This window comes from Citrobacter sp. Cpo090, from assembly GCF_030332665.1.
Lineage (GTDB): Bacteria > Pseudomonadota > Gammaproteobacteria > Enterobacterales > Enterobacteriaceae > Citrobacter > Citrobacter portucalensis.
Window position 1 is genome coordinate 119029 of sequence record NZ_JAOWHK010000028.1, and the last position, 18732, is coordinate 137760.

21 protein-coding genes are annotated in these 18732 nt (G+C 53.2%); 14 read left to right on the forward strand and 7 right to left on the reverse strand.

Features of this window, described 5'->3' with window-relative positions; translation table 11 throughout:
• Positions 1 to 30 precede the first annotated feature (30 nt).
• The 3 genes from upp (at position 31) to OGY83_RS12165 (ending at position 2840) form a co-directional block, all read left to right on the forward strand.
• Positions 31 to 657 carry a uracil phosphoribosyltransferase gene (gene upp / locus OGY83_RS12155; RefSeq protein WP_003835110.1) on the forward strand — a complete coding sequence of 209 codons (627 nt, stop codon included), beginning with the start codon at positions 31 to 33 and terminating at the stop codon, positions 655 to 657.
• Positions 658 to 753: 96 nt separating this feature from the next.
• Positions 754 to 2043 carry a uracil permease gene (gene uraA, locus OGY83_RS12160; protein ID WP_016157119.1) on the forward strand — a complete coding sequence of 430 codons (1290 nt, stop codon included), beginning with the start codon at positions 754 to 756 and terminating at the stop codon, positions 2041 to 2043.
• Positions 2044 to 2138: 95 nt separating this feature from the next.
• The gene (locus OGY83_RS12165) at positions 2139 to 2840 is read left to right on the forward strand and encodes a DnaA inactivator Hda (protein ID WP_211924219.1); all 702 of its coding nucleotides are present in this window, start codon (positions 2139 to 2141) and stop codon (positions 2838 to 2840) included.
• A gap of 34 nt (positions 2841 to 2874) precedes the next feature.
• Here OGY83_RS12165 and arsC read toward each other — a convergent pair whose 3' ends face one another.
• Both arsC and bepA read right to left on the reverse strand, forming a co-directional pair.
• A complete protein-coding gene (gene arsC, locus OGY83_RS12170) occupies positions 2875 to 3234 on the reverse strand; it encodes an arsenate reductase (glutaredoxin) (RefSeq protein WP_079939176.1) in 360 nt (119 codons plus the stop codon).
• 123 nt (positions 3235 to 3357) lie between these two features.
• Positions 3358 to 4821 carry a beta-barrel assembly-enhancing protease gene (gene bepA / locus OGY83_RS12175; RefSeq protein ID WP_008785438.1) on the reverse strand — a complete coding sequence of 488 codons (1464 nt, stop codon included), beginning with the start codon at positions 4819 to 4821 and terminating at the stop codon, positions 3358 to 3360.
• Positions 4822 to 5047: 226 nt separating this feature from the next.
• Here bepA and OGY83_RS12180 point away from each other — a divergent pair, with 226 nt between their 5' ends.
• The 4 genes from OGY83_RS12180 (at position 5048) to iadA (ending at position 8576) form a co-directional block, all read left to right on the forward strand.
• Positions 5048 to 6112, forward strand: coding sequence for an AI-2E family transporter (locus OGY83_RS12180; protein ID WP_003037941.1), 1065 nt, complete (start codon positions 5048 to 5050; stop codon positions 6110 to 6112).
• Positions 6113 to 6278: 166 nt separating this feature from the next.
• On the forward strand, positions 6279 to 6938 hold the full coding sequence (locus OGY83_RS12185; RefSeq protein WP_286635960.1) for a nucleoside recognition domain-containing protein: 660 nt from the start codon (positions 6279 to 6281) through the stop codon (positions 6936 to 6938).
• Position 6939: 1 nt separating this feature from the next.
• Positions 6940 to 7401 carry a YjiG family protein gene (locus tag OGY83_RS12190; RefSeq protein WP_003835099.1) on the forward strand — a complete coding sequence of 154 codons (462 nt, stop codon included), beginning with the start codon at positions 6940 to 6942 and terminating at the stop codon, positions 7399 to 7401.
• Positions 7402 to 7412: 11 nt separating this feature from the next.
• Positions 7413 to 8576 (forward strand): beta-aspartyl-peptidase, encoded by a 1164-nt coding sequence (gene iadA / locus OGY83_RS12195; protein WP_286635961.1) that lies wholly within the window; start codon positions 7413 to 7415, stop codon positions 8574 to 8576.
• A 104-nt stretch (positions 8577 to 8680) separates the two neighbouring features.
• On the opposite strand, the gene bcp is transcribed toward iadA, so the two are convergent.
• Together bcp and OGY83_RS12205 are read right to left on the reverse strand one after the other, a co-directional pair.
• Positions 8681 to 9151 carry a thioredoxin-dependent thiol peroxidase gene (gene bcp, locus OGY83_RS12200; RefSeq protein ID WP_079939172.1) on the reverse strand — a complete coding sequence of 157 codons (471 nt, stop codon included), beginning with the start codon at positions 9149 to 9151 and terminating at the stop codon, positions 8681 to 8683.
• Positions 9151 to 9723 carry a glycine cleavage system transcriptional repressor gene (locus tag OGY83_RS12205; RefSeq protein WP_286635962.1) on the reverse strand — a complete coding sequence of 191 codons (573 nt, stop codon included), beginning with the start codon at positions 9721 to 9723 and terminating at the stop codon, positions 9151 to 9153. Before OGY83_RS12205 ends, bcp begins: the two co-directional genes overlap by 1 nt.
• A 145-nt stretch (positions 9724 to 9868) precedes the next feature.
• Between OGY83_RS12205 and dapA the strand changes: the two genes are divergently transcribed.
• From dapA to ypfH, 6 genes are all read left to right on the forward strand, one after another.
• Complete coding sequence (gene dapA, locus OGY83_RS12210) at positions 9869 to 10747, forward strand: 4-hydroxy-tetrahydrodipicolinate synthase (protein ID WP_003037957.1); 879 nt, start codon at positions 9869 to 9871, stop codon at positions 10745 to 10747.
• 16 nt (positions 10748 to 10763) lie between these two features.
• Positions 10764 to 11798 carry an outer membrane protein assembly factor BamC gene (gene bamC / locus OGY83_RS12215; RefSeq protein WP_003835088.1) on the forward strand — a complete coding sequence of 345 codons (1035 nt, stop codon included), beginning with the start codon at positions 10764 to 10766 and terminating at the stop codon, positions 11796 to 11798.
• Positions 11799 to 11909: 111 nt separating this feature from the next.
• Positions 11910 to 12623, forward strand: coding sequence for a phosphoribosylaminoimidazolesuccinocarboxamide synthase (purC, locus tag OGY83_RS12220; RefSeq protein WP_003835086.1), 714 nt, complete (start codon positions 11910 to 11912; stop codon positions 12621 to 12623).
• Positions 12624 to 12751: 128 nt separating this feature from the next.
• A complete protein-coding gene (gene ypfJ / locus OGY83_RS12225; protein WP_003037967.1) occupies positions 12752 to 13618 on the forward strand; it encodes a KPN_02809 family neutral zinc metallopeptidase in 867 nt (288 codons plus the stop codon).
• Positions 13619 to 13633: 15 nt separating this feature from the next.
• Positions 13634 to 15649, forward strand: a complete 2016-nt coding sequence (locus OGY83_RS12230; protein WP_286635963.1) for a tRNA(Met) cytidine acetyltransferase TmcA — start codon at positions 13634 to 13636, stop codon at positions 15647 to 15649.
• 73 nt (positions 15650 to 15722) lie between these two features.
• Positions 15723 to 16421 carry an esterase gene (gene ypfH, locus OGY83_RS12235; protein WP_286635964.1) on the forward strand — a complete coding sequence of 233 codons (699 nt, stop codon included), beginning with the start codon at positions 15723 to 15725 and terminating at the stop codon, positions 16419 to 16421.
• Between the two features lie 103 nt (positions 16422 to 16524).
• Here ypfH and OGY83_RS12240 read toward each other — a convergent pair whose 3' ends face one another.
• From OGY83_RS12240 to OGY83_RS12250, 3 genes are read right to left on the reverse strand one after another with little or no spacing between them, the layout of a single operon-like run.
• Entirely contained in the window at positions 16525 to 16725 is a 201-nt protein-coding gene (locus tag OGY83_RS12240) for a YpfN family protein (protein ID WP_003835080.1), read from the reverse strand.
• Between the two features lie 27 nt (positions 16726 to 16752).
• Positions 16753 to 17880, reverse strand: coding sequence for a succinyl-diaminopimelate desuccinylase (gene dapE, locus OGY83_RS12245; protein ID WP_003037976.1), 1128 nt, complete (start codon positions 17878 to 17880; stop codon positions 16753 to 16755).
• A gap of 3 nt (positions 17881 to 17883) precedes the next feature.
• On the reverse strand, positions 17884 to 18240 hold the full coding sequence (locus tag OGY83_RS12250) for an ArsC family reductase (RefSeq protein WP_286635965.1): 357 nt from the start codon (positions 18238 to 18240) through the stop codon (positions 17884 to 17886).
• Between the two features lie 388 nt (positions 18241 to 18628).
• Here OGY83_RS12250 and ypfM point away from each other — a divergent pair, with 388 nt between their 5' ends.
• A complete protein-coding gene (gene ypfM / locus OGY83_RS12255) occupies positions 18629 to 18688 on the forward strand; it encodes a protein YpfM (RefSeq protein ID WP_001386977.1) in 60 nt (19 codons plus the stop codon).
• Positions 18689 to 18732: the final 44 nt, after the last annotated feature.

Below are 18732 nucleotides of genomic sequence, written 5' to 3' on the forward strand. Positions count from 1 at the left end.
TTGCCACTCGTCTGAGGAAAGGAGAAGAGTATGAAGATCGTGGAAGTCAAACACCCACTCGTCAAACACAAGCTGGGATTGATGCGTGAAAACGACATCAGCACTAAACGCTTTCGTGAACTCGCCTCGGAAGTTGGCAGTCTGCTGACTTATGAAGCAACCGCTGGTCTGGAAACCGAAAAGGTGACCATTGAAGGCTGGAACGGCCCAGTTGAAGTTGACCAAATCAAAGGAAAAAAAATCACCGTTGTGCCAATCCTGCGTGCGGGCCTGGGCATGATGGAAGGCGTTCTGGAAAACGTTCCTAGCGCGCGTATCAGCGTGGTCGGTATGTACCGTAACGAAGAGACGCTGGAGCCGGTTCCGTACTTCCAGAAGCTGGTTTCTAACATCGATGAGCGTATGGCGCTGATCGTTGACCCAATGCTGGCAACCGGCGGCTCTGTTATCGCCACCATCGACCTGCTGAAAAATGCAGGCTGCACCAGCATTAAAGTGCTGGTCCTGGTTGCTGCACCGGAAGGTATCGCGGCACTGGAAAAAGCGCACCCGGATGTGGAGTTGTACACCGCCTCCATCGATCAGGGACTGAATGAGCACGGATACATTATTCCGGGGCTCGGCGATGCCGGCGATAAGATTTTTGGTACTAAGTAAACGAATAAGTGAAAAGAAGCCGACTTTAAGAGTCGGCTTTTTTTTGAATAAAACAACCCAATGGCTAATAACAAACAACACTCAGAGGAAAACACTATGACGCGCCGTGCTATCGGGGTGAGTGAAAGACCGCCGCTTTTACAGACAATCCCGCTTAGTTTGCAGCACCTGTTCGCCATGTTTGGCGCAACGGTACTGGTGCCAGTCCTGTTCCACATCAACCCGGCTACCGTTCTGCTGTTTAACGGCATAGGTACGTTGCTGTACCTCTTTATTTGCAAAGGTAAGATCCCTGCGTATCTGGGTTCCAGCTTTGCCTTTATTTCCCCGGTGCTGTTACTGCTGCCGTTAGGGTATGAAGTGGCGCTGGGCGGTTTCATTATGTGTGGCGTCCTGTTCTGCCTGGTTTCTTTCATTGTTAAGAAAGCCGGTACCGGCTGGCTGGATGTGATGTTCCCGCCTGCGGCGATGGGCGCAATCGTTGCCGTCATCGGTCTGGAGCTGGCTGGCGTTGCTGCGGGTATGGCGGGGTTACTGCCTGCTGAAGGGCAATTGCCGGATTCGAAAACCATCATCATCTCGATGGTGACGCTGGCGGTAACGGTCTTTGGTTCCGTACTGTTCCGCGGTTTTATGGCGATTATCCCGATTTTGATCGGGGTGTTGGCCGGTTATGCGCTCTCCTTCGTGATGGGCGTTGTGGACACTACGCCGATTGCGCAGGCCCACTGGTTTGCACTGCCGACGTTCTACACGCCGCGTTTTGAGTGGGTTGCCATTCTGACCATCCTGCCAGCGGCGCTGGTGGTCATCGCCGAACACGTTGGACACCTGGTGGTGACGGCGAATATCGTGAAAAAAGATTTGATTCGCGATCCTGGCCTGCATCGTTCGATGTTTGCCAACGGTCTGTCTACGGTGATTTCTGGTTTCTTCGGCTCTACGCCGAACACCACGTACGGCGAAAACATCGGCGTAATGGCGATTACCCGCGTTTACAGTACCTGGGTTATCGGCGGCGCGGCAATTTTCGCCATTCTGCTCTCCTGCGTGGGTAAACTGGCGGCAGCGATCCAAATCATTCCACTGCCGGTTATGGGTGGCGTATCGCTGCTGCTGTACGGCGTGATTGGCGCTTCTGGTATTCGCGTACTGATCGAGTCAAAGGTTGACTATAACAAGGCGCAGAACCTGATCCTGACGTCGGTTATTTTGATCATCGGCGTGAGTGGTGCGAAAGTTCACATCGGTGCCGCAGAGCTGAAAGGCATGGCGTTGGCGACCATCGTTGGTGTCTGCCTGAGCCTGATTTTCAAAGTGATCAGCCTGCTGCGTCCTGAAGAAGTGGTACTCGACGCGGAAGATGCAGACAGTCCGCAACAGTAAATCTCTGACCGGGCGGCAGCGCTGCCCGGTTCTATCGCGACGTATTTCTGTGTTAAACTCAACGCGATTTTATGAAATCCTGGGTTGAGGTATCTCTGAACACACCGGCACAGCTCTCTTTGCCACTTTATCTTCCTGACGACGAAACTTTCGCAAGTTTCTGGCCGGGGGATAACTCCTCTTTACTGGCTGCACTGCAAAACGTGCTGCGTCAGGAACATAGCGGGTATATTTATCTCTGGTCGCGTGAAGGCGCTGGCCGTAGTCATTTGCTACATGCAGCCTGTGCGGAACTGTCCGCGCGCGGCGATGCGGTAGGCTACGTGCCGCTCGACAAACGCACCTGGTTCGTCCCCGAGGTGCTCGACGGGATGGAGCATTTATCGCTGGTATGCATCGATAACATCGAATGTGTGGCCGGTGATTCGCTGTGGGAAATGGCGATCTTTGATCTCTACAACCGTATCCTGGAGTCGGGGAAAACGCGCCTGCTGATCACCGGCGATCGTCCACCAAGACAGCTGAATCTGGGGTTGCCGGATCTCGCCTCGCGTCTGGACTGGGGGCAAATCTACAAGCTGCAACCACTTTCCGATGAAGATAAGCTGCAGGCGTTGCAATTACGCGCCAGACTTCGTGGATTTGAACTGCCGGAAGATGTGGGACGTTTTCTGCTAAAGCGTCTGGATCGAGAAATGCGTACGCTGTTTATGACGTTGGATCAGCTTGATCATGCTTCGATCACCGCCCAGCGTAAGCTGACCATTCCGTTCGTAAAAGAAATTCTGAAGCTGTAAGCGCCGCAGCCGAGAAGACTGCGGCGCTTACAGGTTAACCGACGATTTCCAATACCTGCTCAGGCGGGCGTCCAATTCGAGCCTGACCTTTGGCAACCACGATCGGGCGCTCCATCAGTTTCGGGTTTTCTACCATTGCCTGAATCAGCGCATCTTCACTCAGATTTTTGTCCGCCAGGTTAAGCGATTTATAGAGATCCTCTTTCTGGCGCATCAGTTCACGCGCGCTGGACATGCCGAGCATTTGCAGCAGTTCACGCAGGGTTGCTGCATCAGCCGGCGTTTCCAGATACAACACCACTTCCGGGTTCACGCCGTTGGACTTCAGCAATTCCAGCGTTTCACGGCTCTTGGAGCAGCGTGGGTTATGGTAGATTTTAATCGCGTCTGACATGACTTCTCCTTGCATAACAATACTGCCGGATGGTGGCCAAAAGACCCTATCCGGCCTACATATCGCGTCTGACGTAGGCCGGATAAGACGCTACAGCGTCGCCATCCGGCAAGGGTTCGATAATTACATCTTCGTGTACGGTTTAAAGCGTTCTTGCAGCTGGCGTAGCTGGTCGATACGGGCATCGTATCTGGCCTGCTGCTGGCTACCCAGTTTCACCTGAGAGCTTGCGCTGCTGAGCATCGAAATCGCCTGATCCAGACGTCCGGCGAGGGCATACCCCTCCGCGCGCGCCGCCAGCTCCTGATCGCGGTTGCTCAGGTTAGCTTCCGTTTGCGCTAACAGATCCCAGCCGTTAGGGTCATCTTTATGGTTAAACGTATAGCGATTCAGGATAGTTGCCGCTTCTTTGGCTTGTCCGCCCTGTAAATAGGCATTCGCCAGGTTGAGCTGCAACACCGGGTTAGTGCGCAGGTCGCGGGCGTTTTTCAGGCGGTTAATGGCATCACTGGTTTTCTTCTGACCAAGATCGATATCCGTTGCCAGGTCGAGATACCAGGCATTGTTAGGATCTGCCGCCAGCAGTGGTTGCAGCGCTTTACGCGCCTCGTCGTATTTACTGGCTTCCATCGCCTGCAATGCCCGGCCATACTGCGCCGCACGTTGCTCACGTACGTTGCCTTTCGACCAGCTACTCAGCAGGTCATCGGTCAACTGGTTACGACCAGAGTTGTACATGCCTAAGGTTCGCGCCTTAGCCAGATAAAAATCTTCTGACGACTGGACGACCACCGGGCGCATCTGGTTGGCGCGGTTACGGGCATCAGACAGACGGCTTTCCGGCAGGGGGTGAGTCAGCAAAATTTCCGGCGGACGCGAAGAGTAGCGAGCCTGGTCGAGCAGTTTTTCCAGGAAGGTTGGCATGGCCTGGGGATCGAATCCCGAGCGCTGCAGCACCTGAATACCGATGCGGTCTGCTTCCTGTTCGTTTTGCTGCGTAAAGCTAATCATCCCCTGACGTGTCCCCGCCAGCGTACCGGTCAGCGCCGCCATACCCGCTTGCGGGCTGGCCATCGCCAATAAAATTGAACCTAACGCACCGACCCACGTTAGCGGTGCACTGCGTTTCTGATCTTCCATGGCACGCGCCAGGTGACGTTGCGTGACGTGGGAAATTTCGTGCGCCATAACCGATGCCAGCTGGCTTTCGTTGTCGGAATAGCGAAATAGTGCAGAGTGCAGGACAACGTTGCCGCCAAAGAAAGCAAAGGCGTTGATTTCATCGTTGTTAATCAAAAAGAATGTGAAGGGCGTTTTTACCGAGTCGGCGTGCGAGACCAGACGCATCCCCAGGGCATTAATGTATTGGGTGAGCAATGGATCGTTAATTAATGGCGCACTGCCGCGCAGTTGGCGTACGTAATAATCGCCCATCTGCATTTCCTGTCCTATGGAAAGCGTACTGCCTGCCGACGTTCCCATATCAGGCAGGGTGTCCGCAGTATCAGCAAATGCGGGCGCAACCTGACCGATAGTCAGTGCGGCAATGAGGGTAGCAACCAGGTTTTTTTTCAACTGCCTGAACATAACCTCTGTCCTGTATTCTTTTTTGAGATAGCCATTTGACCGATGCTGTGAAGTATCGTTCACACTCCGCAAGCTTACGGAGTGTAACTGCGAAACCTGACGATGAACACCCAGGAAAAATGTCTTTTCACTTTGCGTAATCAGCCATAAAAAGCGAAGTCTTTTTTGTGACATTTCGATACAATTCGGGATCGCAATCCCGCTATTGGGTTCATGGAAGGGTTTTATGCTCGAAATGTTGATGCAATGGTATCGTCGCCGCTTTAGCGACCCCGAAGCCATCGCCCTGCTGATTATTCTTGTTGCCGGTTTTGGCATCCTGTTTTTCTTTAGTGGCCTTCTGGCGCCGCTGCTGGTCGCCATTGTGCTGGCTTACCTGCTTGAATGGCCGACAGTGCGGCTGGAACATATTGGTTGTTCACGGCGTTGGGCGACATCGATTGTGCTGGTGGTGTTTGTCGGTATTTTGCTGCTGATGGCCTTTGTAGTGATGCCCGTTGCGTGGCAGCAGGGAATTTACCTGATCCGCGACATGCCCGGCATGCTCAATAAATTGTCTGATTTTGCCGCCACCTTGCCACGACGTTATCCGGCGCTGATGGATGCGGGAATCATTGATGCGATGGCGGAAAATATGCGCTCGCGAATGCTCACCATGGGCGATTCGGTGGTGAAATATTCGTTAGCCTCACTGGTTGGATTGTTGACCCTGGCGGTCTATCTGGTTCTCGTCCCATTGATGGTGTTCTTCCTGATCAAAGATAAAGGACAGATGCTGAACGCCGTGCGCCGGGTGCTGCCGCGTAACCGCGGGCTGGCGGGGCAGGTGTGGAAAGAGATGAACCAGCAAATCACCAACTATATCCGCGGAAAGGTGCTGGAAATGGTGGTGGTCGGCGTAGCGACCTGGCTCGGCTTCCTGCTGTTTGGTCTCAACTATTCGCTGCTGCTGGCGGTGCTGGTAGGGTTCTCTGTGCTGATCCCGTATATCGGTGCTTTCGTGGTCACTATTCCGGTGGTTGGCGTGGCGCTGTTCCAGTTCGGGCTTGGCACCGAATTCTGGAGCTGTTTTGCCGTGTACCTGATAATCCAGGCGCTGGACGGCAATCTGCTGGTCCCCGTGCTGTTTTCCGAGGCGGTCAATCTGCATCCACTGGTGATTATTCTTTCCGTGGTGATTTTCGGCGGTCTGTGGGGGTTCTGGGGCGTATTCTTTGCGATTCCTCTGGCGACGTTAATCAAAGCGGTAATGCATGCCTGGCCGGATGGTCAGGTCGTTGACGAACCCTAATCTACAGGTTCCGGCGATGCAATGTCGCCGGAACTGAACTTGTCTGACCTCTATCCACACTTTCTGAATAATCTCTTCTGCTGTCGTTTTTCTCCGCATTTGTCTTTAACTTGACCTGCGTGATGTCTTTCTGTCACGCAAGGAATAAGGCCAACAGGAGAACAAAATGGGTCACAACACACACACGCAGCAAAGGGTGGGATGGGGCGGTTATCTCGCTTTTTTTATTACGATTATCCTTTTTTCCGGCATGTTTGCGAAAAGTTCCGAATGGTGGCGGGTCTTTGACTTCACCGTCCTCAATGGCGCGTTTGGGCAGATAAATGCGGCGGGCGACACGGCGGTCTCTTTTCGCGGCTCTGGGGGGATGGGGGCCAAAGACGGCTTCTTATTTGCGCTTGAGCTGGCACCTTCCGTCATTCTTTCACTCGGGATCATTTCCGTCACCGAAGGGTTGGGTGGTTTGCGTGCAGCACAACAGCTGATGACGCCCGTCCTGCGCCCGTTACTGGGTATTCCGGGGATTTGTTCGCTGGCGCTGATTGCGAATTTACAAAATACTGATGCCGCGGCAGGGATGACTAAAGAAATGGCAGAAGAGGGCATTATCACCGAACAGGAACGTGCCATTTTTGCCTGCTGGCAAACCAGCGGCAGTGCGTGCATTACCAACTATTTTTCCTCTGGCGCCGCGCTGTTTACGATGGTTACCGTTCCGGTGATTACGCCGCTGGCGGTGATCCTTGTCTTCAAATTTGTGGGTGCGAATCTGCTGCGTTTGTGGATTGCGCAGCTGGAAAATCGCCGTATGCAGCAGGAGGCCTGAGATGACAACGCAGGTACGTAAAAACGTCATGGATATGTTTATCGATGGCGCACGACGCGGGTTTACCATTGCAACAACCAGTCTGTTGCCTAACGTGGTAATGGCATTTGTGATTATTCAGGCGCTGAAGGTGACAGGGCTGCTCGAGGTTGTCGGGCGGGTATGCGAGCCGGTAATGGCGCTGTGGGGTCTGCCGGGGGAATCTGCCACTGTGCTGCTGGCAGCGGTGATGAGTATGGGAGGCGGAGTCGGCGTGTGTGCCAGCCTGGTTGTCGCCGGTACGCTTTCTGGACATGATGCCACGGTGTTGTTACCGGCTATCTACCTGATGGGCAATCCGGTACAAAATGTGGGCCGTTGTCTGGGTACCGCGGGGGTTCATCCTCGTTATTATCCGCTAATTATTGCGGTATGCGTCATTAATGCGCTGCTCTCTATTTGGGTTATGCAGGTTATTGCCTGACAAGGAAGGTTATGAACTGTTCAATTCTTGATTTGACGTTGTTCCAGCAGGGACACGTGTACGCGCCGGAAGATTTAGGGCGACAGGATATACTGGTCTCCGGCAGCAAAATTGTTGCCATCGCCCCGTCAATTTCTCCTGAAGACTTTCCCGGTTGCGAGTGTATCAATCTTGACGGTGCGATTGTGTGCCCAGGATTTATCGATCAGCACGTCCATCTGATTGGCGGCGGCGGGGAAGCGGGGCCGCATACCCGCACGCCGGAAGTGCGCTTGTCACGCCTTGTTGAAGCTGGTGTAACTTCGGTGGTGGGTTTGCTGGGTACCGATGGCATCACCCGTCACCCGGAATCGCTGCTGGCGAAAACCCGCGCGCTGGAGTTTGAAGGCATCAGCGCATGGATGCTGACCGGGGCGTATTCTCTGCCTTCCCCGACGATCACCGGCAGTATCGATCGCGATGTGGCGCTGATTGATAAAGTTATTGGCGTGAAATGTGCGGTTTCGGACCATCGTTCCTCAGCCCCGGATACCCCGGCGCTGGCAAATATGGCGGCGCAGTCGCGCGTCGGCGGATTGTTAGGGCGTAAGCCGGGGATCAGTGTCTTCCATATGGGCGACAGCCCGCGCATGCTGGAACCGTTGTACCAGATCCTCGACTGCTGTGATGTGCCGATTACTAAACTGTTGCCGACACACGTTAACCGTGCGGAACCGTTGTTCCAGGCAGCGCTGGAGTACGCGCGTAAAGGTGGTTACATCGATATTACCAGCAGCATTGATGAACCTGTCGCCCCGGCCACGGCTATCGCTACGGCGCTGCGCCAGAACGTGCCGCTGTCGCGCATTACCCTTAGCTCGGATGGCAACGGCAGCCAGCCGGAATTTGATGAGTACGGTAATCTTACTGGCATCGGTGTCGCAGGGTTTGAATCACTGGCGGAAACGGTGCGCCAGTTGGTGAAGGTTCATGCCATACCGCTGGAACAGGCGCTGTGTCCGCTGACGCGTACGGTCGCAGAATTTTTGGCACTTGAGCATAAAGGACGTCTGGCAGTGGGATGCGATGCGGACATTCTGGTGCTCAACGACGCGCTGGAAGTTCATCACCTGTGGGCGAAGGGAAAAGCCGTAGTCAGAGAGAAAAAAGCCTGCGTTAAAGGGACGTTTGAATAAACGACGTTGACGCCGGATGGCGACGCTAAAGCGTCTTATCCGGCCTACGTGCATGCATTTGTAGGCCGGATAAGGCGTTCACGCCGCCATCCGGCATTTCACGGTCAGGCGTTTTCCTGCACCCATTTCAGCACGATGTCGTGGTGGTTGCTGGTTTTGAAGTCATCAAACACATGCTCAATTTTCCCTTCGGCATCAATCAGGAAGCTAATGCGGTGGATGCCATCGTAGGTTTTGCCCATAAATGACTTCTCACCCCAGACGCCGAACTGCTCGCAAACCTGATGATCTTCATCGGACAGGAGCGTGAAATTCAGGACTTCTTTCTCCGCGAATCGGGAAAGCTTCTCTGGTTTGTCGGTGCTGATCCCCAGCACTTCAACACCCGCTTTTTTTAACTCATCCATGTTATCGCGCAGGCCGCAGGCCTGTACGGTACAGCCGGGTGTCATGGCTTTCGGGTAAAAATAAACCAGAACACGCTGTCCCTGGAAGTCGGTTAAATTTACTTGTTCTCCGTCTTGATCCGGCAAGCTAAATTTCGGTGCGATATCACCGGCTTTCAGTGGGTTCATTACTTAACTCCATCCTGTTCATCATGCTGTGAGTAATTGACGACGTTAATACTGCCTTGCGCATTGAGTTCTGTACAGAGTGCTTTAAACGCATCTTCAATATTTGCCGAATCATGTGACGCAGGACTATGTGCGGTAATTTGAATAAACAACTGTGCCGTCATTCCATTCTCAGCCGGTTGCGTGCGTGAAACCAGTTCCGCGATATTCATTTGGTGGCTGTCAAACAGAGCGGTGAAGCGTTCAATCAAATGGGGAGAATCAGGGACATCGACCTGCACCCATACCGTAGCTGGCATCGCCGGGCGGGGGCGCGCGGTCGTGCGCTTCATCACAATGAGTAAGTCCAGCTCTGCACCTTTCAATGGCAGGGTTGATTCAATCAGGGTGATGGCATTCCAGGTACCCGACAGCAACATGATAAACGTGAACTCATCACCCAGCATGGCCAGTCGGCTGTCTTCGATATTACAGCCGCAACTGCTGACATGACGCGTGATGGTGTTCACAATTCCTGGGCGATCGGCACCCAGCGCAGTAATGACCAGATAGTGTTGCGATGACGATGTCAAACCTGTTCTTCCTTTGAGCGGTGAGGTAATCATAAGGAAAGCATAAAAAAAACATGCATACAACAATCAGAACGGCTCTGGTCGCTTGCTTTTATTGTCGTACCAAACGTACCATTGAGACACTTGTTTGCACAGAGGATGGCCCATGTTCACGGGAAGTATTGTCGCGCTTGTTACGCCGATGGATGAGAAAGGTAAAGTCTGCCGGTCGAGCCTGAAAAAACTGATTGATTATCATGTCGCCAGCGGCACCTCGGCGATCGTTTCTGTTGGCACCACCGGTGAGTCCGCCACCCTGAGTCATGATGAACATGGCGATGTGGTGATGATGACGTTGGAACTGGCTGACGGGCGTATTCCGGTTATTGCCGGAACCGGCGCCAATGCGACCGCGGAAGCCATTAGTCTGACGCAGCGTTTCAACGACAGCGGTGTTGTCGGCTGCCTGACGGTGACGCCTTACTACAACCGCCCGACCCAGGAAGGTTTGTTCCAGCATTTCAAAGCCATCGCTGAACATACTGACCTGCCGCAAATTCTGTATAATGTGCCGTCCCGTACTGGCTGCGATATGCTGCCGGAAACCGTTGGTCGTCTGGCGAAAGTTAAAAATATTATCGCTATTAAAGAGGCCACGGGGAACTTAAGTCGCGTTCACCAGATCAAAGAGCTGGTTTCGGACGACTTTATTCTGCTCAGCGGTGATGACGCGACCGGACTGGATTTTATGCAGCTCGGTGGTCATGGCGTGATTTCCGTAACGTCTAACGTTGCGGCACGTGATATGGCTGAAATGTGCAAACTGGCGGCAGCCGGGCAATTTGCCGAGGCGCGGGTGATTAACCAGCGTCTGATGCCGTTACACAACAAACTATTTGTCGAACCCAATCCTATTCCCGTGAAATGGGCGTGTAAGGAGTTGGGACTTGTGGCGACCGATACGCTACGTCTGCCGATGACGCCAATCACGGACAATGCTCGTGAAATCGTCAAAGCGGCGCTTAAGCATGCCGGTTTGCTGTAAAGTTTAGGGAGATTTGATGGCTTACTCAGTACAAAAGTCGCGCCTGGCCAAGGTTGCGGGTGTTTCGCTTGTTATGTTGCTCGCGGCCTGTAGCTCTGACTCGCGCTATAAGCGCCAGGTGAGCGGTGATGAATCCTATCTGGAGGCCGCACCGCTTGCTGAGCTTCATGCTCCAGCTGGGATGATTTTGCCGGTTATGTCGGGCGATTATAATATCCCGGTAACCAACGGCAGTGGTGCCGTGGGTAAAGCGCTGGATATTCGTCCACCGGCTCAGCCGTTAGCATTAGTCACCGGTGCTCGCACACAGATCGCGGGTGATACGTCGACATTACTGGTGGAAAACGGTCGTGGCAACACACTGTGGCCACAGGTCGTTAGCGTCATTCAGTCTAAAAACTACACGATCACCAAACGTGATGATGCCAGCCAGACGCTGACCACCGACTGGGTCGACTGGAACCGCCTGGATGAAGACGAGCAGTACCGTGGACGTTATCAAATCTCGGTTAAACCGCAGGGCTATCAGCAAGCGGTAACGGTGAAACTGGTTAACCTCGAGCAGGCGGGTAAACCCGTAGCCGATGCGGCATCAATGCAGCGCTACAGCGCTGAGATGATGAACGTTATCTCTGCTGGTCTGGATAAGAACGCCACCGACGCCGCGAATGCCGCGCAGAACCGCTCTGCAGCCACCATGGATGTTCAGAGCGCCGCCGATGACACCGGTTTACCAATGCTGGTGGTACGCGGGCCGTTCAACGTGGTGTGGCAGCGTCTGCCAGCAGCGCTTGAGAAAGTGGGGATGAAGGTAACCGACAGCACCCGTTCTCAGGGCAGCATCGCCGTGACCTACAAACCTCTGTCTGATAGCAACTGGCAGGAGCTGGGCGCAAGTGACCCGGGTCTGGTATCCGGCGACTATAAATTGCAGGTCGGTGATTTAGACAACCGCAGTAGCTTGCAGTTTATCGATCCGAAGGGGCATACCCTGACGCAAAGCCAGAACGACGCGCTGGTCGCCGTCTTCCAGGCAGCGTTCAGTAAGTAAAAATAAAGGGCTGGATAACTCCAGCCCTTTTTTTCTGATATGATACGCAAACGTGTGCGTCGGCAGAAAAACGCAATATTTATCGTTAATTCACACCCAGGAGTAATAAAGATGCAAAAGCAAGCTGAGTTGTATCGTGGTAAAGCGAAGACCGTATACAGCACGGAAAACCCGGACCTGTTGGTGCTCGAATTCCGCAATGATACGTCAGCAGGGGATGGCGCGCGCATTGAACAGTTTGACCGTAAAGGCATGGTGAACAACAAATTCAACCATTTCATTATGACTAAACTGCAAGAAGCGGGTATTCCTACCCAGATGGAGCGACTGCTTTCTGATACCGAATGTCTGGTGAAAAAACTGGAGATGGTACCGGTTGAATGTGTGGTACGTAACCGCGCGGCAGGCTCTCTGGTTAAGCGTTTAGGTGTTGAGGAAGGTATTGAACTGAATCCGCCGCTGTTTGATCTGTTCCTGAAAAACGATGCTATGCACGATCCAATGATTAACGATTCCTATTGCGAAACTTTTGGTTGGGTGAGCAAAGAGAATCTGGCACGTATGAAAGAGCTGACCTACAAAGCTAACGACGTGCTGAAAAAGATGTTTGATGATGCTGGTCTGATTCTGGTCGACTTCAAACTTGAGTTTGGTTTGTATAAAGGTGAAGTGGTTCTGGGTGATGAATTCTCACCGGACGGTAGCCGCCTGTGGGACAAAGAAACGCTGGATAAAATGGACAAAGATCGCTTCCGCCAGAGTCTGGGCGGCCTGATCGAAGCCTATGAAGCCGTCGCGCATCGCCTGGGTGTGAAGTTAGACTAATCTTCCCCTGAGCCGGCGATCGCTCTCCGGCTCATTAACCCCACCTGATTTGATTACTATTTCTTATGGTAATCCTGTTCCGAACCGCCTACGATCATCATCATAATGAATAAAAAGTTGAGGTGATTATGCGCTGGCAAGGGCGTCGTGAAAGTGACAACGTGGAAGACAGACGAAACAGCTCTGGCGGCGGCCCCTCTATGGGTGGGCCTGGTTTTCGTCTGCCCAGTGGTAAAGGCGGCATCATCCTGCTGATTGTGGTGCTGGTGGCGGGTTATTATGGCGTGGATCTCACGGGATTAATGACCGGCCAGCCGGTCTCCCAACAGCAATCATCACGCTCCATCAGCCCAAACGATGATGAAGCGGCAAAATTTACCTCGGTGATCCTGGCTACAACAGAAGATACCTGGGGACAGCAGTTTGAAAAAATGGGCCGCACCTACCAACAGCCGAAGCTGGTGATGTACCGGGGCGCGACGCGTACCGGCTGCGGTGCGGGTCAGTCCGTGATGGGGCCGTTTTATTGCCCGGCAGATGGTACGGTATATATCGACCTTTCATTCTATGATGACATGAAAAACAAGCTGGGAGCTGATGGTGATTTTGCTCAGGGCTATGTAATCGCCCATGAAGTGGGTCACCACGTGCAGAAACTGCTGGGTATTGAACCGAAAGTTCGCCAGATGCAGCAAAATGCCTCACAGGCAGAAGTGAACCGTCTTTCTGTTCGAATGGAACTGCAGGCAGACTGCTTTGCCGGAGTCTGGGGCCACAGTATGCAGCAGCAGGGCGTGCTGGAGTCTGGTGACCTGGAAGAGGCACTGAACGCCGCACAGGCCATTGGTGACGATCGTCTGCAACAGCAGGGACAAGGACGCGTCGTACCGGACAGCTTTACTCACGGAACCTCTGAACAGCGTTTTACCTGGTTCAAACGCGGTTTTGATAGCGGCGATCCGGGGCAATGTAATACTTTTGGTAAAGGCATTTAAGATACCGAGGCAGGGATGTCTGATAACACGGCGCTGAGTGCGTTAACTGAACAGATGACCCGCGAAGGGATCCGTCGTCTGCTGATTATCAGCGGCGAGGATAACTGGTGTCAGGAACAAGCATTAGCGCTACGCAACGCGTTACCCGGCGACTGGCTGTGGGTAGGGGCGCAAGCCCCTGCTGAGCCGAACTGTACGCCGCAGGCGTTACAAACGTTATTAGGGCGCGAATTCCATCATGCAGTTTTTGACGCCGGGCAGGGATTTGACGCTGCGGCATTTGCCGCCTTAAGTGGCACACTGCTTGCCGGCAGTTGGCTGGTTTTGCTGACCCCACCCTGGCATTCCTGGCACACGCATCCGGACGCGGATTCACTACGCTGGAGTGATTGTGCTGAACCCATCCCTACACCGCACTTTGTTGAACACATCAAATGGGTGATTTCCCGCGATGGACAGGCTCTGCACTGGCAGCAGCATCAGCCGGTTTCCTGTCCGCACTTTCCTGCTCGCGCAGCCTGGCACGCAGCAACCGGCGAACCCCAACCAGAACAGGCGATGATATTAAATCATTTGCTGGCTATGACTCCCGGTGTGGTTGCGGTGACGGCCGCGCGGGGTCGGGGCAAATCTGCTCTGGCAGGGCAACTCATTGCGCGGATTAACGGCACTGCGATTGTGACAGCGCCTGCCAAAGCGGCAACGGATGTGCTGGCGCAATTTGCCGGGGAGCGTTACCGCTTTATGGCCCCGGATGCGCTGTTAAGCAGTTCTGCAACCGTAGACTGGCTGATTGTGGATGAAGCCGCCGCGATCCCCGCGCCGCTGCTGCACCAACTGGTGGCGCGTTTTCCTCGTACGCTGTTAACCACTACAGTACAAGGCTACGAGGGAACGGGGAGAGGCTTCTTGCTGAAATTCTGTGCCCGCTTCCCCAATCTTCAACGCTATGAGTTGCAACAACCCGTGCGCTGGGCGCAGGGGTGTCCGCTGGAGCAAATCGTCAGCGATGCGCTGGTGTTTGATGATGAAACGTTCACACATGCCCCATTGGGGGAGCTTCACTTTTCGGCATTTGAGCAACAGTCCTGGCTTGCTAACCCGGCGCTGCCGTTAGCGGTATATCAGCTGCTTTCCGGAGCGCATTATCGCACCTCGCCATTGGACCTGCGGCGAATGATGGACGCGCCTGGACAGCATTTTCTTCAGGCATCAACCGCTGACTCAGTGGCGGGAGCCGTCTGGCTGGTCGATGAGGGGGGACTATCCGCAGAACTCAGCCAGGCCGTCTGGGCCGGATATCGCCGACCAAGGGGCAATCTGGTTGCACAGTCGCTGGCGGCGCACGGTGGTGACCCGTTGGCAGCGACGCTCGTCGGGAGACGGGTCAGTCGAATTGCGGTTCATCCTGCGCGCCAAAGAGAAGGTATTGGGCAACAGCTGATTATGCTGGCCCACCGCTATTCCACATCGTGTGACTATCTGTCGGTCAGTTTTGGTTATACGGCTGAACTATGGCGTTTCTGGCAACGCTGCGGTTTTGTGCTAGTGCGAATGGGAAATCATAGGGAAGCCAGCAGCGGCTGTTATACCGCCATGGCGTTACTTCCCATCAGCGAAGCGGGGAAACGCCTTGCCGAGCAGGAGCACCAGCATTTGCGCCGTGATGCGGAAATCCTTGCGCGGTGGAACGGTGAGAGCATTCCGCTGGTCCCGCTGAAAGAGACTACGCTTAATGAAGATGACTGGGCAGAGCTGGCTGGGTTTGCCTTCGCGCATCGGCCATTATTGACGTCGCTAGGCTGTCTGAGTCGTCTGCTTGAGCACAGTGAGTTACCTCTTCCGGCGTTGCGCGGGCGCATACAGGCTAAACGTAGTGACGCCGAACTATGCCAACAGCTGAAGATTTCTGGTCGTAAAGCGTTGCTGGTCATTCAGCGCGCCGAAGCGGCGCAGGCATTAAATCAGCTGGATGCAGAGCGTGAACAGCGGCTACATAATCGCATTATGCAATGGCAATTTTTTCACTAACTTCTTCAATTTCCTGGCATGGTCATTGCGGTTAAGCGGCGTAGAATGATTCTCATCAGCTAAGGAGAACGCCATGAAACATGACCATTTTGTTGTTCAAAGTCCCGATAAACCCGCTCAACAGCTACTGCTGCTGTTTCATGGCGTCGGCGATAATCCGGTTGCCATGGGCGAAATTGGCAGCTGGTTTGCGCCGCTGTTTCCGGATGCGCTAATCGTTAGCATTGGCGGGGCAGAGCCTTACGGTACGACGTCCGGACGTCAGTGGTTTTCGGTGCAGGGCGTAACTGAAGAGAATCGTCAGGAACGTGTTGACGCCATTATGCCGGTGTTTATCGAAACCGTGCGCTACTGGCAGAAACAAAGCGGCGTTTCACCGCAGGCAACCGCGCTGATTGGTTTTTCTCAGGGTTCGATTATGTCGCTTGAGAGCATCAAAGCTGAGCCGGGGCTGGCGTCGCGGGTCATCGCCTTCAATGGCCGCTATGCCACCTTGCCAGAGGCTGCAACCACCGCGACGACGGTGCATTTGATTCACGGTGGTGAAGACCGGGTCATTGAGTTATCTCATGCCGTTGCCGCGCAGGAAGCGTTAATTCGCGCCGGTGGGGATGTGACGCTGGATATCGTCGAAAATCTGGGGCACGCCATTGATGAACGCAGCATGCAGTTTGCGCTCGACCATCTGCGTTTTACCGTACCGAAGCACTACTTTGATGAAGCGTTGGGCGGCGGTACGCCCAAAGATGATGATGTGATTGCCATGATCTGATTGATCACCGTAGGCCGGATAAAACGCGAAGCGTTGCCATCCGGCACGTAATGCCCGGTGGCGCTAACGCTTACCGGGCCTACGGGACTTATCGGCCTACAAATTATTTCTTCGGCTGATCTTTATTCGGCCAATCGTCGTCGTCATCCCATTTATCGTTAAAGTCACGATGCGGGGGAAGCTCCGGCTTATTGGCAAGAAATTTCTTGTGATCGACGCGCTTGAGATCTTTAATCACGTTCAGCAGTACGCCTACCAGAAACACCAACACCAGAATCCACCAGTACTTTGCCAGCCAGTCCATGCACATTTCCTCTTACAGGAACACTCATCAGGCGACGAGTTGCTCCATGATACGTTGATACATACGGGCAAGTAGCTGCAGGTCGGCGGCATTAACACATTCATTAATTTTATGAATAGTGGCGTTGACCGGCCCAAGTTCTACTACCTGCGCCCCCATGCGGGCAATAAAACGCCCGTCGGACGTCCCGCCTGTAGTCAGTAACTGCGGTTTAATCTCATTATAGTGCTCAATGGCGTTCACCACTGCATCCACCAGTTTACCGCGTTCGGTCAGGAACGGCTGACCGGAAAGCCACCAGTCGACGGTATAACGCAGCTGATGTTTCTCCAGCAGCGCGTGAACCCGTGCTTTAATCATCTCATCGGTCAGCTCAGTGCTGAAACGGAAGTTGAACTGGATAAACAGTTCGCCAGGGATAACGTTGTTGCTGCCGGTTCCAGCCTGGATATTGGCAATCTGCATGCTGGTTGCCGGGAAGAACTCGTTACCCTGGTCCCACTCGATCGCCACCAGTTCATTGAGCATGGGGGCCGCGCGGTGTACCGGGTTATCGGCCAGATGCGGATAGGCCACGTGGCCCTGCACGCCATGAATGGTCAGGTTGCAGGTCAGTGAACCACGACGTCCATTTTTCACCACGTCGCCAACGATTTCCGTGCTGGACGGCTCACCCACCAGACAATAATCCAGTCGTTCATTACGCGCCATCAGCGCTTCAACCACCTTCACGGTGCCGTTTTTGGCGCTGGCTTCTTCGTCAGACGTTATCAAAAATGCCAGACGACCCTGATGATTTGGATGCTGGGCGACAAATCGCTCCGCAGCCACGACCATTGCCGCCAGTGAACCTTTCATATCGGCAGCGCCACGCCCGAACAACATACCATCGCGAATGGTCGGCTCGAACGGTGGATTAATCCAACGATCGACATCGCCGGCAGGCACTACGTCGGTGTGACCGGCAAATGCCAGGGTCTCACCTTTACCGCGCCATGCCCAAAAATTCTGTGTGTCACCAAAATCCATACGCTCAACGGTAAAACCTACCGCGCGCAGGCGTTCAATCATTAACGCCTGGCACCCGGCATCATCCGGGCTCAGGGAAGGACGGCGAATAAGCTGCTGTGTCAGCTCAATAACCGGGCACGACATAGACTACACCTCATTAAAAAACAGAGTATAACTGGATTCACTGAAACCAAGCAGCATAGGCTTACCCGGCGCGCAGAGCAATGGGCGTTTGATAATTGCTGGCATTTCAATCATCAATGCGGCGGCGGAAGCCGCATCGGTGATTTGACTGCGCGTGGATTCATCGAGTTTGCGCCAGGTGGTTCCACGCGTATTGAGCAGCGCCTCCCAACCTAATTCGTTGATAAAGGACTGTAATAGCGTGTTGTCCAGACCGTCGACGCGATAATCATGAAAGCGGTAGTCAATACCTTGAGCCTCCAACCAGCGTCTGGCTTTTTTAATCGTGTCGCAATTCTTAATGCCGTAAAGGGTGATCATTTGAATCCTTATTGACGTAATTTGAATATTTATTCTTTTATTCTGTGACAATGAATAATACATATTGTCATTCAATCGTTATAGAAAAATATAACATTGTTGAGCAATAGTGAATAATGATTCCTGAAAGTTCCAAAAATACCGTATAACTAAAAATCAGAATCAGCCTGTTTGCATCAGCCTGTTTTTCCATCAGAATTGCAAAAGTAGTAGATGATGTATGAATATTTCAAAATATTGCAGTAAGTCACATAAAATTTATGGATATAGCGCATAGTGATCACATAAACCCCAAACACTGGAGGAATCAATCACAACCATCGGTTAAATTGCCTTCTTTTAAAGATGATGATTTCGTAGAATGCCCATAATAATAAGAGAGGTTGTTATGATTGAACGTGAACTGGGGAACTGGAAAGACTTTATCGAAGTGATGCTTCGTAAATAATTTTCTGGAAGAAATTCATATCCTGTAAAGGATAAAAAAAGGCG

Excerpts from the sequence above, each read along its gene's own strand:
- upp (WP_003835110.1), top strand. The coding sequence starts at position 31 with ATGAAGATCGTGGAAGTCAAACACCCACTCGTCAAACACAAGCTGGGA.
- uraA (WP_016157119.1), top strand. The coding sequence starts at position 754 with ATGACGCGCCGTGCTATCGGGGTGAGTGAAAGACCGCCGCTTTTACAG.
- arsC (WP_079939176.1), bottom strand. The coding sequence starts at position 3,234 with ATGTCAGACGCGATTAAAATCTACCATAACCCACGCTGCTCCAAGAGC.
- bepA (WP_008785438.1), bottom strand. The coding sequence starts at position 4,821 with ATGTTCAGGCAGTTGAAAAAAAACCTGGTTGCTACCCTCATTGCCGCA.
- OGY83_RS12180 (WP_003037941.1), top strand. The coding sequence starts at position 5,048 with ATGCTCGAAATGTTGATGCAATGGTATCGTCGCCGCTTTAGCGACCCC.
- OGY83_RS12185 (WP_286635960.1), top strand. The coding sequence starts at position 6,279 with ATGGGTCACAACACACACACGCAGCAAAGGGTGGGATGGGGCGGTTAT.
- OGY83_RS12190 (WP_003835099.1), top strand. The coding sequence starts at position 6,940 with ATGACAACGCAGGTACGTAAAAACGTCATGGATATGTTTATCGATGGC.
- iadA (WP_286635961.1), top strand. The coding sequence starts at position 7,413 with ATGAACTGTTCAATTCTTGATTTGACGTTGTTCCAGCAGGGACACGTG.
- bcp (WP_079939172.1), bottom strand. The coding sequence starts at position 9,151 with ATGAACCCACTGAAAGCCGGTGATATCGCACCGAAATTTAGCTTGCCG.
- dapA (WP_003037957.1), top strand. The coding sequence starts at position 9,869 with ATGTTCACGGGAAGTATTGTCGCGCTTGTTACGCCGATGGATGAGAAA.
- bamC (WP_003835088.1), top strand. The coding sequence starts at position 10,764 with ATGGCTTACTCAGTACAAAAGTCGCGCCTGGCCAAGGTTGCGGGTGTT.
- purC (WP_003835086.1), top strand. The coding sequence starts at position 11,910 with ATGCAAAAGCAAGCTGAGTTGTATCGTGGTAAAGCGAAGACCGTATAC.
- ypfJ (WP_003037967.1), top strand. The coding sequence starts at position 12,752 with ATGCGCTGGCAAGGGCGTCGTGAAAGTGACAACGTGGAAGACAGACGA.
- OGY83_RS12230 (WP_286635963.1), top strand. The coding sequence starts at position 13,634 with ATGTCTGATAACACGGCGCTGAGTGCGTTAACTGAACAGATGACCCGC.
- ypfH (WP_286635964.1), top strand. The coding sequence starts at position 15,723 with ATGAAACATGACCATTTTGTTGTTCAAAGTCCCGATAAACCCGCTCAA.
- OGY83_RS12240 (WP_003835080.1), bottom strand. The coding sequence starts at position 16,725 with ATGGACTGGCTGGCAAAGTACTGGTGGATTCTGGTGTTGGTGTTTCTG.
- dapE (WP_003037976.1), bottom strand. The coding sequence starts at position 17,880 with ATGTCGTGCCCGGTTATTGAGCTGACACAGCAGCTTATTCGCCGTCCT.
- OGY83_RS12250 (WP_286635965.1), bottom strand. The coding sequence starts at position 18,240 with ATGATCACCCTTTACGGCATTAAGAATTGCGACACGATTAAAAAAGCC.